Raw genomic sequence first — 14,333 nt, 5'->3', positions numbered from 1 at the left:
TCTGTCCCACGCTTGAACCCATAGGAGGAACAACGATGTCACAACCAAAACTATCCCCACGAATCCCCCGCCTGCTAGAAACGTCGCGCATATATCTGCGTCCTTTCGAGATTACAGATGTGGATACGTACTTCCCTGGGCTGTTTGATGCCGAGATGCGTAGGCTGACGGGAACACAGAACAGTTTTACCCGTGCTCAGGTTGAACGTTATGTTGAAAATGCAGCACAGGATGACTCCAGACTGATGCTGCTGATTGCTTTGCAGGAAAATGACCAAATCATCGGAGATGTTGTCCTGATGGACTTGCATGCCAAGAATCGCAGTGCACATATTCGTGTTGCCATCGATCAGGCGGAGCATCAAGGAAAGGGATACGGTAGCGAAGCTTTGCTACTTATGCTGGACTATGGCTTCGGCATCTGTAACTTGCATCGAATCGAGTTAGAAGTGTACGCCTTCAACGAGCGCGCGATTCGCACGTATGAGAAGCTTGGATTCCAGCGCGAGGGTGTAAAACGGGATGTCTTGTTCTACAATCATCAATATCATGATGCCGTTCAGATGAGCATGCTGGAGGATGAGTTCAGGCAACGTCATATGAAAGATCAAGCAGAGAATGATTGAGATTTCGATCAGCCAAAATCAAACCAAAAAACCGGGGATTCAGTACACCTCCCCGGTTAGAAATTTCAGATGACCCGCCAGTACCGACAGCTCGGCGGGTGTCTTCATATACAATTCGCCATCCATGTCGGCTGACATCGGCGCATCTGTGTTCACTTTTATCGTAGATGCCTTGAAGTATGAAATGCTCTCACTCTGAGGTTGCCATTCTCCCTCCGGCTTGTGTGACAGAATCTCTCTCAGTAGCGGGATGCCTGTCTCATGAATAATGAGCACGTCCAGTTCGCCATCCTGCAATGCATCCGGTGCAAAGGGCAGGGCATTCGTTCCCAGAAAACGGCCGTTGGCTGCGTAGATCATCACCGCTTCACCTTCCATCTCTTTCCCATCCGCCTCCAATTGATAACGAAACGGCTCCGTATGACTAATCGTCTGCAACGTGCTGATGAAATAACTGAGCTTACCCAGCGCACCTTTCAGATTCTCGTTAATATTCTGCGATGTATCACTAATTAAGCCAATACCAAAAAAGTTCGTGAACACCCGATCATTCGCTCGTCCAACATCAATGGATACCACCCGACCTGCGAGCATTTCTTGTGCCGCAGTCTCTGCATCCGGTGAAAGACCGAGCGAACGTGCAAAGTCATTACAGGTGCCTCCAGGCAATATGCCAATCAATGGAGGATGCTCCAGATCAGCAAGTCCATTCACGCATTCATGCACCGTGCCATCCCCACCCAGAATAAACACCACATCGAATTGTTCCCCGCGCTCACGACACAGCTTCTCCCCTTCACCCGGTTCATCCGTTCGCACAATGACGAGTTCATGGACAGCGGGAGCCAGCACACCCGTCACAAGTCCCACTGTATTCTCACGATTGGCCTTGCCCGAATGATGATGATGAATTAACAACGCTTTGTTAAACTCCATCCTTCTCTTCCTCCATTCCAATACTTGTTAACCTTTACCCACAAAGGGTGAAGCCGTAAACAAGCCCTGCGCTAAGCACTCATCTTGATTTCAGATAGGTTCCCCAACCGGATATGCATCCTAATCCTCATTCATTCGTAATAGCTAGATGGCCCGTTTAACTCATAAACCATTTCCTTGTTTAACCAGATGTATGCATGAGAAAAAGGGTTTCTCCACACCTTATGTCATAAGGCTGCAAATTTTGCTGGTGAGAACCCATTCAAATCAAGTCAAAACGGTTATATCTATACCATATACGAATGGAGGGATTCCCTATGATTCCGGCAACGTTGGAACAATTGGAGCAAGTTCGCAAGGAATGCCGTACCATGGTTCGCAAAAGAGCTACCGCATCTGCCGGTACAACACTCGTTCCGCTGCCCGGTACAGACGTACTGGCTGATGTAGGGATGCTGATGCAGTTGTTGCCTGCCATTAACAATAAATTTGGATTATCCCAAAAACAGCTGGATGGCATGGACCCCGAGACCAAATCCATGATCTATGGATTCGTCATGTCCATCGGAAGCAAAGTCATCGGACGTATGGTGACAAAAGAGCTGGTTGTACAGGTTCTGAAAAGAGTAGGCGTTCGCGTAGCTACCAAATCCGTCGCCAAATTTGTCCCCTTTGCAGGACAGGGACTGGCTGCCGCACTCAGCTTCACAGCCATGCGATATGTGGGTAACAAACATGTGGATGACTGCTACGAAGTCGTCAAACGCATGATTGAGCAGCGCGAATTGATTCCGGGTGAACCCGCTCCGTCTGCACTGGAGGAAGCTACCGATGATGCACAGGTAGAAGTGAAGTCGATCTCTAACAACGGCGCAGATGAGCCTGCGAAGGAGTCTAAGGATCAATAACTAATCCATATTCTAGGTTCACTCCTCTGGATACACGACAAACAGCCGGGAATCCCTAATAGGGTGCTCCCGGCTATTCTTGTTAATTACATTTGTAATCAGATCGCCTGCGGTTGCTGCTCCGCAAACTGACTATTGTACAGATCCGCGTAGAAACCTTGACTCGCCATCAATTCCTCATGATTGCCCTGTTCAATCACGTTACCATGATCCATAACCAGGATCAGATCGGCACCGCGAATGGTAGACAAACGATGTGCAATGACAAAGCTTGTGCGATCCTTCATCAGATCATTCATTGCTTTCTGGATAAATACTTCGGTCCGTGTATCCACGCTACTCGTCGCTTCATCCAGAATGAGGATGGCCGGATTCGCCAGAATCGCTCTTGCAATGGTCAGCAACTGTTTCTGCCCTTGAGAGATGTTCGACGCCTCTTCATTCAGCACCGTGTCATAACCATCAGGCAGTGTACGGATAAAGTGATCCGCATGTGCCGCAACCGCTGCCTTGATGACATCCTCTTCCGTAGAACCTTCTCGACCATAGGCAATGTTGTCCCGAATCGTTCCGTTGAACAACCAGGTATCCTGAAGCACCATGCCGAACAGACTGCGCAACTTGCCACGCTCCATGTCCTTAATGTCGGCACCGTCAATCGTAATCTGACCATCCTGAATTTCGTAGAAACGCATTAACAGGTTGATCAGGGTTGTTTTACCGGCTCCCGTTGGTCCAACAATAGCTACCGTCTGTCCCGGTTTTACATCAATATTCATGTTATGAATGAGCAGTTCATTTTCTTTATATCCAAAATTAACACCTTGGAATGCAACTGCACCTTTAGGCTGCAGCAATTGAACAGGTTGTTTCGACTCTGGAACTTCTTCCTCTTCATCCAACAATTCGAATACCCGTTCTGCCGAAGCAATCGTTGATTGAATGATATTGGAGATATTTGCAATCTGGTTAATCGGTTGTGTAAATTGACGGGAGTACTGTGTGAAGGCCAGAATATCCCCGATAGAGATAGATCCGCGTGTAACGAAGATCCCCCCAACCACACAGATCAGTACATAACCCAGGTTACCAACAAAACTCATGAGCGGCATAATAATACCGGAGATAAACTGCGCTTTCCAGCCGGATTCATACAACTCTTCATTGACCTTCTCGAATTGCTGTACCGATTGTTCTTCACGTCCAAATGCTTTGACAACCTTGTGTCCCGTGTACATCTCTTCGACATGACCGTTCAGTTCCCCGAGGGATTTCTGTTGACCCGCAAAGTGTTTTTGTGAACGGGAAGCGACCAGCATGACAACAACCACACTGAGTGGCAGCGTCAAAATCGTGATCAAGGTCATCCATGGACTAATCGTCAGCATCATGATAATTACGCCAACGATTGTGACGATCGACGTAATGAACTGTGCCAAACTTTGCTGAAGTGTATTACTGATATTATCCACGTCATTCGTGGCACGGCTAAGTGTCTCCCCAGTTGTGCGGGAGTCAAAATATTTCAAAGGCAGGCGTCCGACCTTCGCACTAATCTGCTCACGCATGTCATAGACAACACGTTGGGCCACGCCAGCCATCAGATATTGCTGAACATACATAAATGCAGCACTGAACAGATAGAGTCCACCAAGCAGGTATAATACTTTCATCAATGCAGGAAAATCAATCGCCGCTCCCTGCACACCCTGAAGGATGGCGATGGCGCCTTTACTGAGGATATCTGTTCCTTCTGCCATAACTTTTGGACTGATGATGCTGAATACGGTACTCAAAATGGCTGCGACCAGCACACCTAACAGACGAGAACTATGGGGCTGGAGATAACGAATCAAACGCCGCAGTGTGCCTTTGAAATCTTTGGCTTTCTCAGCGGGAGGTCGCATGCCCATTCCGGGACCTGGACCCGGCCCACCATGGGGACGAGGCGACTTGCGTTCTGTACGTTCACTCATGCGATCTCCTCCTCTGTCAGCTGGGAGGATACAATCTCGCGATACACTTCATTGTGCTCCAGCAGCTCTTTATGTGTTCCTGAACCGACAATTCGGCCCTCATCCATGACCAGAATACGATCGGCATCCATTACTGTACTTACGCGTTGGGCAACAATCAGCACAGCCGCTTCTGTCGTTTCGGTCTTCAGCGCAGCACGAAGTTTAGCATCCGTTTTGAAATCGAGGGCAGAGAAACTGTCATCAAAGATATAAACTTCCGGACGGCGAACAAGTGCGCGAGCGATAGACAGACGTTGCTTTTGTCCACCAGACACGTTGTTACCACCTTGCGCGATCAGGCTGTCATATCCATCTTTCATCTCGGTAATGAAGTTCTCTGCTTGAGCCGTACGAGCCGCATGAACCACTTCATCCATTGTGGCATCCTCTTTCCCTTGACGGATATTCTCCGTGATTGTACCCGTGAAGAGGACCGCCTTTTGTGGTACAAAGCCAATTTTGGCACGCAAATCTTCCTGCCGAAGTTCACGCACATCCGTACCATTGACCCGAACACTGCCTTCGGTCACATCATAGAATCGTGGGATAAGACTCAGCAATGTCGATTTCCCAGAACCCGTACCGCCAATGATGGCTGTTGTTTCACCTGAGCGAGCTGTGAAGGAGATATCGGACAACGCTGGATTTTCTGCGCCCGGATAACGGAAGGTTACATGTTCAAACTCGATCATACCCTGCATAGATCTCATGCCAAGAGGCTGCTCGGGATTGCTAAGATCCGGCTGCATATCAAGCACTTCGTTGATCCGTTCTGCCGATGCTGAAGCTCTTGGAATCATGACAAAGATCATGGAAACCATAATCAGTGAGAACATGATTTGCATGGCATATTGAATGAAGGCAATCAGTGCACCGATGTTCATATTGCCGCTGTCGATCCGCATTCCACCAAAATAAAGGATGGCAATCATCGAAAAGTTCATAACCAGCATCATCACAGGCATGATGGTTGCCATGAGCACATTAACTTTGATCGAAGAATCTCTCAGTTCCGTGTTGGCCCCGTTAAAGCGCACGCGCTCATGCTCTCCGCGGTTAAAGGAACGCACGACGCGAATCCCTGTTAACTGCTCACGCAGCACCAGGTTGAGTCGGTCCAGCTTTTTCTGAATGGTTTTGAACAAAGGCAGACCCTTGGAACCAATCAGCGCAATGGCTCCACCCAGTACAGGAAGCACGACCAGGAAGATTGTAGATAATTTGGCGTCCTGTGATACCGCCATGAAGATACCCCCGATACACATGAGCGGAGCCATAATCATCATGCGCAGCATCATCGTAAGTACGTTCTGCACCTGCGTGATATCATTCGTCGTACGCGTAATCAGTGAGGCAGTACCCATCTTATCAAACTCTTGAAGCGAGAAGTTCTCCACATGACGGAATACTCTGCTACGAAGTTGTTTGGCAAATCCACCCGCTGTGCGGGATGAGAGGTAACTGGCGATCACGGAACACGCTGTTCCACCAATCGCGATGACCAACATCCATCCACCAATCTGCCAAATATACGGGATATCTCCTTTAATGATGCCGTAATTCACGATATCTGCCATTAGCGTAGGCAAGTACAATTCAGCAAGCGACTGAAACAGTACCAGAACCAGAATGAAGATAATTGGTATTCGGTAAGGCTTCAGCATGCGAAACAGTTTCATCATGGCGTATCATCTCCTTGTGTGGACGTCTCCGTCTGTTGGAAAACCACTGTATCAAAAAAGGTATATACCTTGGTCAACAACTCCGTCAATTGAATGCTTTCTTCCTCACCCAAATGCTCGACGAGCTGGTTGAACGTTTGCATGCGCTCCTCATGTGCCGCCCGAATAATGTTTCGCCCAGCCTCCGTAATCGTGATACGTACAGCACGGCGATCCTTCGGGTCCATCGTTCGTTCCACCAGCCCTTCGTCCTCAAGCCCACGAATAACCGGGGTTATCGTTGGTGATTTCACCCGCAGTAACGCACTGATTTCCGATACTTTTAGTCCTGGGCGACTCTCATTCAGCTCTCTCTCAAAATCTGGCGGATTATCCCGCCAATCCATACGTTCTCCCGGATGCGTACCATGCAGCAAACAAGCCAGTACCATAATTTCATTGTGATTGCGACCATGAGGTTTATGTTGCCTCCACTTGCCTTTATTAAACTGCATGATGGAGTACAAAAGCTTCTGAGCGACCGGATCTATATCCGTCATAATGGATTCCTCCTTCTTTCTTTATCATTCCATAGAGATCCAACATCATAGGATATCTATTAAATAGCATTGCAATTAAATAGATATACAATTAATTAGGTGTACTAAGTATATTATCGTGAGAAGCCAATGTCAAACATCTATAGATAACCAATATAAACCCCATAATCAAGAGCCCATTCGCGCTTGATTATGGGGTTTATCATTAGCTGGCTATAGTTAATATGTGCATTATCAGGAATGAAACCCACAAAAAAGCTCTCATCTGATACGCCGGTATATGGAGACCCGGGGTACGAAATGGGAGCATTGTTATACCAATGGAATGAAAGAAACAAGATAGCCTCTGTTATTGCATAATTAGATGAACTTGTTGAGCATCACGCATCACCTATCACCTATCAAGACTTTGAAGCAGAGACCGTTTTAAGCACGGAGGCAAACGGGAAATATTCTTTTGCATTGTTGTAGGCGATGCCCTGTACGATCTGACCGAGCAACTCCATATCCTGCGGTGCTTCGCCCTGTTCAGCCCATTCACCAATGAGGTTGCAGACCAGACGGCGGAAATACTCATGCCGGGTGTACGACAGGAAGCTGCGTGAATCAGTTAGCATACCGACAAATCGGCTGAGCAGACCCACATTCGCCAGTGCCTTCATCTGAGCGATCATGCCATCCTTCGTATCATTGAACCACCATGCTGCACCAAGCTGGATTTTGCCTGGAATGCCTCCGCCCTGGAAGCTGCCGATGATCGCCGCGAGCACTTCATTATCCCTTGGATTCAAAGAATACAGAATCGTTTTGGGCAACGCCTGTTGCTGCTCCAACGCATCCAGTAATCCGATCATTGCTGAGGATAGTGGTGTATCATTGACGGCATCATAACCGGTATCCGGCCCAAGCTTGGCAAACATCCGTGTATTGTTGTTACGGGCTGCATTAATGTGGAACTGCATGACCCAGCCGCGCTCTGCATACAGTTTGCCGAGGAACGTCAGCGTCACGGTCTTATACTTGTCCTCTTCCTCACGCGTTACCTTCTGACCTGCAAGGGCCTTTGCAAAAATTGCAGACGCTTCTTCGCGTGTAGCCACTCCGTAAGGAACATAATCCAGTGCATGGTCAGAGACTCTGCCACCGACGGAATGGAAGAATTCCACACGGGACTCCAATGCAGCAAGGAAGGATTCATAATCGGAAATCGCGTTGCCCGATGCCTGCGACAGCTTGCCCACCCATTCGGTAAAGGTATCACGGTTCAATTCGAGTCCTTTATCTGGACGGAAAGAAGGCAACACCGCTGTATCGAAACCTTCAATCTCCTGAATCTTCAGATGATACTCCAGAGAATCGGTTGGATCATCGGTTGTGCATACAACAGTGACATTGGATTTGGTAATCAGATCACGTGCACCGAATCCGTCACTGTTCAGTTTGGCATTTACCTTTTCCCAGATGGCAGGCGCACTTGTCTCATTTAATACTTCGTAGACACCGAAATATCGTTGTAATTCCAGATGAGACCAGGCGTACAGCGGATTACCAATCATCATGGGGACTGTTTTGGCGTATGCCAGGAAGCGATCGTAATCGGTCACTCCTTCGCCTCCGGTCACATATTGCTCTTCAATTCCGTTTGCGCGCATGAGGCGCCACTTATAGTGATCACCGTATAACCAGGCTTCTGTAAGATTGCCGAAGGTTTTGTTCTCGTAGATCTCCTGAGGACTGAGGTGGCAATGATAGTCAATAATCGGCATGTCTTTGGCATAATCCTCATATAACTTGATTGCCGTTTCATTGTGCAGTAGAAATTGTTCATCCAGAAAAGATTTCATTCGCCTCGCACGCTCCCTTTAGGTGAGTTTACGTTCATATGGGTTCACTTCCCATCTTTACGCTACACTGTTTGCCATCAAAGTTCAATATAAAATGATAGCGTTATCAAAAAAGGTTGATTTAGGCATATATTCGGGAACAAGGTATACTGGATTTAACGCAAGGATGCTGATCTGAAGACCACACAAGGAGATGAAATGGAATGAAAATTACTTTTCTCGGCACAGGAGATATGTTCAGCGTGGAGCAGCACCATAATAGTATGTTGGCTGAATTCGACGACACGAATCTGGTCATTGATTTTCCGGAATCAAATGCCAAAGCTCTCAAAGAGTATGGATTCCCCATGACCGATATTCACAACGTCTTTATTACCCACCTGCATGAGGATCATATTAACGGTGTACAGATGTTGGGTTATTACGCCCAAATTGTGGGTGACCGTAAACCTCGTCTGTTCATCCACGAACAATTGGTAGAGCCGCTCTGGAACATTCTATCCCCCGGCATGCGCTACACAACAGATGGTGAACGGACCATGAGTGATTACTACGATGTCGTTCCCCTGCCAGATGGAGGCACATTCGAGCTGGGCGGCGTGACGTTTGAGACGTTTCGAACACAGCATGTTCCTGGTATGGTCAGCAATGGGCTACTCGCCAAACCTTACTTCTATTACAGTGCAGACAGTACACTCGATCAGGAACGGGTGGAGCAAGTTGCCGCTGATGTGCAGCTGATTTTCCATGAATGTCACATGCATGATCTGGTGATCAAATCTCACACCTCCCTGAAAGACCTAGAGCAACTGCCTGCCGAAGTGAGACAGAAAACCGTCCTAATGCATTATCATGATGAGTACGCGGATGCGGACAAAAGGAAACAGTTCAACCGCGAGCATGATCTGCGGATGGTTGGTACGCTGGAATCATTTGAGTTGGAGTAGGTAAACGGGGAGATTGTATTGGGTAATTTCGTATTCGACCTGTATTCTAATGGAGGTAATTGTGATTGCTATTGAATATCGATTTGAACAAGGTTACTTTTTGATATATTCTCCTGCAAGAAGCACCATTAGTGGAGACATCATGGTTGTTAATTTATTGGACAGACCCTTCAAAGATAGGATTGAATTCCTTGTTAACAGCAAAAGCTATGCGTGCACTACACACCATGAATACTTAAATTTCGAGCCGACTGCTCATCATAAACCCGAAAAGCCTGGAGCATTTTCAATGGAACGAAGTGAGTTCAATCGCATGTGGGATACGATAAATCAGTATTTTGAAGAGAAATAGCCTTAACATGCCGAAAATCTAAGCTGATTTATTTCATTTCCTGTTTGCTTGCAGCTGATCCGTTTGGCTAACGAATCTCAGACACGTTAATCTGATGATATTGCTCCAATTGGTGCTATTTCAATTAATTTTGGCAGCAATAAGGTTACTGAGATTCGTTAGAATTCCAATAAGGCTAATTCGGTGCAAATAAGGCGGGCTGAGTTCGTTAGGCGCGCTAGGTTCTTTAGGATGGAGTTTTGGTCATACATAGAAAAATGCAAAAAAACCTGAACATAGGAGTGCTATCACTCCTGTTCAGGTTGATTATCGATCTATACACCATTTTCATATCAAAACGCTATCTCTTTTCTCATACTGCCTGGATTATGCCGTTACTCTGCGTCAGCGCAGTCCTCATTCTGTTCGGACAGAGCCCATACCGAGACTCCTCCACCACATACATGGAAGGTGGCCCAGCCGTCTTCCTCGATGGTAATCTGATCCTCACAGCTATGTGTCAGATCCACCCAGACTTCACCAGCACGATGCTCTCCGATGAACATTCTTTTCTCACCGTCATCCCCGTTGGAGATAACTACTGCACAACCGGAGCCTTCGATTTCCTCTACTCCGCGACGCACCCAGCCAATCGTATTGGCGTGATCGAAGTAATCTTCCTGCTCACCATATGCCTTGTTGCAGCGGGCAGACAGCAGAATGTCCAGAATTTCTTTTTTGCCATCCACAGGTTCAGGTCCACCAATGCCATAATAATCGCCGTAGAACACAACCGGGTAACCATCACGACGTAATAACGTCAACGCATAAGCGCTCGGCTTAAACCAATCTCCAATCCATGATTCCAATGCTTCATGGGGTTGGGAGTCGTGATTATCTACAAAGGTTACTGCATGGGTAGGATGGGTCTGTACCAAGGTGTCATCGAAAATTTTGGAGAGATCAAAGTCTCTGCCTGCAAGCGAAGCCTCATGCAACTTGTAGTGAAGAGACACATCGAACAGATCGATCTGATAGTCTACCGTATCAAGGAATTCACGACATGCATCCAGGTTCGAGTTCCAGAATTCACCTACGATGTAGAAGTCCTGACCGCGTTTGCGGATCATCTCTGCTGCGAATTCCTTAATGAATTCATGGTTGATATGCTTGATGGCATCCAGCCGGAACCCACCGCACTGGAGGGTGTCAATCAGCCATTTCCCCCAATCGATCATCTCGCGCCGTACATCCGGGTGGTTATAATCTATATTCGCGAACATCAGATAATCGTAGTTGCCAAACTCATCATCGACATTCTGATTCCAGTTTTTGTTCTCACCTGCAATGCGGAATACACCACTCCGTTCTTCCTTGGCATCAAAGTCCGTACCGTTGAAATGTTCGGAGCTCCACTTAAAGGAGGAGTATTGATCGCCGCGACCCGGGAATGTGAATTTGGTCCAGCCCTCAATTTCGAACGGCTCAGAAATTTCCTTCGTTCGATCATTGGGATCAACCTCGATCACTTTGAACACTTCCGTCTCATCTGCTCCAGCCTTGTGATTCATGACCAGATCCACATAAACGGCAATTCCGTTCTTCTGACACTCAGCAATGGCCTCGACCAGTTCCTGCTTGGTGCCATATTTGGTCCGCACGGTACCCTTTTGATCAAATTCGCCCAGATCGTACAGATCATATACACCATAACCTGTATCTTCTGCGGACACTGCCTTGGTTACGGGTGGGACCCATACCGAGTCAATGCCTTTGGCTTTCAGTTCCGGGGCCATTTCAGCCAGTCGCTTCCAATGATCTCCGTCTGCAGCCAGGTGCCATTCAAAAAACTGCATCATGGTATGATTTCTCTTCATTATAACCGACCTCCTTGATTGCTTTCGAAGCGGACCGCGGAACGGATAGGGTAATCGCCGTTGTTCGTTCGTTGCTAACCAAGTTATAACCCTTTCACCCTACCCTTCAATCATGTAAAGGAAAAAAACTGAAAAAAAATGTTAAACTCTTGGTTCAGCATTTGCCTGATTCCATTGGGAATGCTTAGAATATGAAATATCAAATTCGCTTATAGTCCCGCCACTCTTCGGGCAGCAGGGAACGGTACGGTTCCTGCGTAAAACGATCATCAACCAGCACCAGCACACCCCTGTCTTCTTCCGTTCGAATTAACCGTCCACCCGCCTGGAGTACCTTGTTCATGCCCGGGAAAATATAGGCGTAATTGAATCCGTTGCGTCCTGTCTGATCATAATAATCACGTAATACGTTGTTCTCCAAACCAATCTGCGGCAGCCCCGCACCTACCACCACGACACCATTCAAGCGATCTCCCGGCAGATCGACACCCTCCGAGAATACACCACCCATGACGGCAAATACCAATCGTGTTCGTTCAGGATTGGGTTGGAATCCATCCAGAAATTGCTCCCGTTCCAGTTCGTTCATGCCCTGCTTCTGTATGACCGTATCCGCTTCACTTGGAAGCTGTGCATAGGTTTCATAGATCTCGCGCATATAAGGATAGGAAGGGAAGAACACCATGAGATTGCTGCGCGGCCACTCGCTTACCAGCTGTTGCAGCATCTCCGCAATGGGTCGCCGGGATTGCTCCCGGTCTTTATATCGCACAGATAAGGGCAGGAGTCTCACATCCAGTTGGTCGCGCTGAAATGGGGATGGAATCTGCAATGTATAATCCTCTTCCTCTGCACCCAGCATATCCCGATAATAACGAAGGGGTGACAATGTGGCCGAGAAATGAATGAGGGAGCGGAATCCTTTGGCCGTCTGACGAAGCAGTACCGAAGGGTCGAGACAAAATAACTTGACTCTCACTTCACTTCGAACACACTCTGCATACGTAATAAAACGTTCATCATACAGCTTGGCAATGCGCAGGAAATTCTGTGCCGTGAAGTAGGCATCCAACAGCAACTGATCCGTCTCGGCATTCCCCGAACCACCTTCAACAAGACATTGCTCCGCGACCATGACAAAAGGCTCCAGCCGTTCAATCAGTTCCTCCGGTGCCTCCTGCTGAATGATCTTCCCCTCATCTCCACCGTTTTTCCGAAGGGTAATCAGATATTTATCAATGGCTCCAGTGTAGTCAACAATGGCTTTGGCAGCAGGCACACTGCTGTTCAGCGACTGGAACTCCCTTTTCACATCCAGGAACACTGCCTTCTCCAGCTCGGCGGAAAACATCATTCGGCCACGATCGACCAGATTATGTGCCTCGTCCACCAATAACACCGTCTTGCGTTTCTGCTCCTCCAACATTCTTTTCAAAGAGATCCGCGGATCGAAAATATAGTTATAATCGCAGATCACCGCATCGGCTGCATACGCCGCATCCAGTGAAAACTCAAACGGACACACCCGATGTTTGCGCGCATACTTCTCGATGACCGGACGTGTCATCAACGTCTCATGTTCCAGCATGTCCAGCACGGCCCCGTTAATACGGTCATAATATCCTTCACACATGCCACATTGCCCCGTATCACAAGCTTCCTCTTCCTTAAAACAAATCTTGTCCTTCGCGGTCAGACTAATCACATGCATCTTTAATCCTTCCGACTGCATCCGGGCAAAAGCTTCTTCTGCCGCCACCCGTGTCGTTGTCCTCGCGGTCAGATAGAACAATCGGCTCGCTTCGCCTTCACCAATCGCTTTGACCGTGGGGAACAGCACGGACATTGTTTTACCAATGCCTGTTGGTGCTTTAGCCATCAACCCCTGACCCTCACGGATCGTCTTGTATACGGCTCCTGCCAGCTTTCGCTGCCCCTCCCTGTATTTGCGAAAAGGAAACGGCAGCTCTTTCACACTGATATCACGCTTTTCTTCATACGCAGCGATCATCTCTGCATACGGCGCATAACCGGCAATTACTTCTGCCGCAAACTGCTCCAGTTCATCTCGTTCTGCCATTCGGCGTAACCGTCTTTCTTCATGGGTAACCGAATGCACATACGTCAACTGCACTTGCATACGTGGTTCGTCTTGCTGAACGGCGTACATATAGGCATACATCATCGCCTGCGCCCAGTGCACGGGAAGACCCTCTCCCAGATCATCCAGATTGCCCGCAGTTGATTTGATCTCATCCACCGTCAACTGACCGTCCAGACGAATTAATCCGTCACATCGCCCCTCCACCACATAGGTCAGATCCCCATGTTGGATCTCAGCTTCGAGCACTATCTCTTTGAGATCCTCTTCGGTGTACTCCTTCTGTACCCGCTGATGGATTCGAGTCCCCTCCTGCATCGAGGCATTGGTCCGGAACCCTGGACGTATGCTGCCACTGCGGTACACATACTCCACCAAAGGTCTTACCGATATCCGAATTGTTGTTGTCATACGATCACCCGTTCTGTTTGTAGTGACTATACTTTATCATGAAAAGACGTGCTCAAACCAGTTGATCCGCCGATTGGACTCACTGATTTCCATATGCTATCTTGAAATAGAAT

11 protein-coding genes are annotated in these 14,333 nt (G+C 47.9%); 4 read left to right on the top strand and 7 right to left on the bottom strand.

All coding sequences use genetic code 11. The features are described from left to right. Positions 1-35: 35 nt before the first annotated feature. Positions 36-626 carry a GNAT family N-acetyltransferase gene (locus ACE3K2_RS19460; protein ID WP_421893831.1) on the top strand — a complete coding sequence of 197 codons (591 nt, stop codon included), beginning with the start codon at positions 36-38 and terminating at the stop codon, positions 624-626. A gap of 39 nt (positions 627-665) precedes the next feature. Here ACE3K2_RS19460 and ACE3K2_RS19455 read toward each other — a convergent pair whose 3' ends face one another. Then, entirely contained in the window at positions 666-1,562 is an 897-nt protein-coding gene (locus ACE3K2_RS19455) for a diacylglycerol/lipid kinase family protein (protein ID WP_421893828.1), read from the bottom strand. Positions 1,563-1,879: 317 nt separating this feature from the next. On the opposite strand from ACE3K2_RS19455, the gene ACE3K2_RS19450 reads away from it, so the two are divergent. After that, positions 1,880-2,470 (top strand): hypothetical protein, encoded by a 591-nt coding sequence (locus ACE3K2_RS19450; protein ID WP_421893825.1) that lies wholly within the window; start codon positions 1,880-1,882, stop codon positions 2,468-2,470. A gap of 98 nt (positions 2,471-2,568) precedes the next feature. Here the strand turns inward: ACE3K2_RS19450 and ACE3K2_RS19445 are convergent, their stop codons facing one another. The 4 genes from ACE3K2_RS19445 to uxaC all read right to left on the bottom strand — a co-directional run bounded on the left by ACE3K2_RS19445 (position 2,569) and on the right by uxaC (position 8,553). Further along, complete coding sequence (locus tag ACE3K2_RS19445) at positions 2,569-4,446, bottom strand: ABC transporter ATP-binding protein (RefSeq protein ID WP_421893822.1); 1,878 nt, start codon at positions 4,444-4,446, stop codon at positions 2,569-2,571. After that, the gene (locus tag ACE3K2_RS19440; RefSeq protein WP_421893819.1) at positions 4,443-6,170 is read right to left on the bottom strand and encodes an ABC transporter ATP-binding protein; all 1,728 of its coding nucleotides are present in this window, start codon (positions 6,168-6,170) and stop codon (positions 4,443-4,445) included. The genes ACE3K2_RS19445 and ACE3K2_RS19440 overlap by 4 nt, the downstream gene beginning before the upstream one ends. Further along, positions 6,167-6,709, bottom strand: a complete 543-nt coding sequence (locus tag ACE3K2_RS19435) for a MarR family winged helix-turn-helix transcriptional regulator (RefSeq protein ID WP_421893816.1) — start codon at positions 6,707-6,709, stop codon at positions 6,167-6,169. Before ACE3K2_RS19435 ends, ACE3K2_RS19440 begins: the two co-directional genes overlap by 4 nt. 401 nt (positions 6,710-7,110) lie before the next feature. Further along, positions 7,111-8,553, bottom strand: coding sequence for a glucuronate isomerase (gene uxaC, locus ACE3K2_RS19430; protein ID WP_421893813.1), 1,443 nt, complete (start codon positions 8,551-8,553; stop codon positions 7,111-7,113). Positions 8,554-8,756: 203 nt separating this feature from the next. On the opposite strand from uxaC, the gene ACE3K2_RS19425 reads away from it, so the two are divergent. Both ACE3K2_RS19425 and ACE3K2_RS19420 read left to right on the top strand, forming a co-directional pair. After that, the gene (locus ACE3K2_RS19425) at positions 8,757-9,500 is read left to right on the top strand and encodes an MBL fold metallo-hydrolase (protein ID WP_421893810.1); all 744 of its coding nucleotides are present in this window, start codon (positions 8,757-8,759) and stop codon (positions 9,498-9,500) included. Positions 9,501-9,561: 61 nt separating this feature from the next. Continuing rightward, a complete protein-coding gene (locus ACE3K2_RS19420; protein WP_421893807.1) occupies positions 9,562-9,852 on the top strand; it encodes a hypothetical protein in 291 nt (96 codons plus the stop codon). Between the two features lie 374 nt (positions 9,853-10,226). Here the strand turns inward: ACE3K2_RS19420 and ACE3K2_RS19415 are convergent, their stop codons facing one another. Together ACE3K2_RS19415 and ACE3K2_RS19410 are read right to left on the bottom strand one after the other, a co-directional pair. Beyond that, entirely contained in the window at positions 10,227-11,708 is a 1,482-nt protein-coding gene (locus ACE3K2_RS19415) for an alpha-amylase (RefSeq protein WP_421893804.1), read from the bottom strand. A 199-nt stretch (positions 11,709-11,907) separates the two neighbouring features. Then, positions 11,908-14,220 carry a helicase C-terminal domain-containing protein gene (locus ACE3K2_RS19410; protein ID WP_421893801.1) on the bottom strand — a complete coding sequence of 771 codons (2,313 nt, stop codon included), beginning with the start codon at positions 14,218-14,220 and terminating at the stop codon, positions 11,908-11,910. Positions 14,221-14,333 lie beyond the last annotated feature (113 nt).

Origin of the sequence: Paenibacillus sp. (genome assembly GCF_048976745.1) — a bacterium.
In the GTDB taxonomy this organism is placed as follows: Bacteria; Bacillota; Bacilli; order Paenibacillales; family Paenibacillaceae; genus Paenibacillus.
Note: the sequence above shows the minus strand (reverse complement) of the source record. Positions and strands in the feature narration are given on the sequence as shown.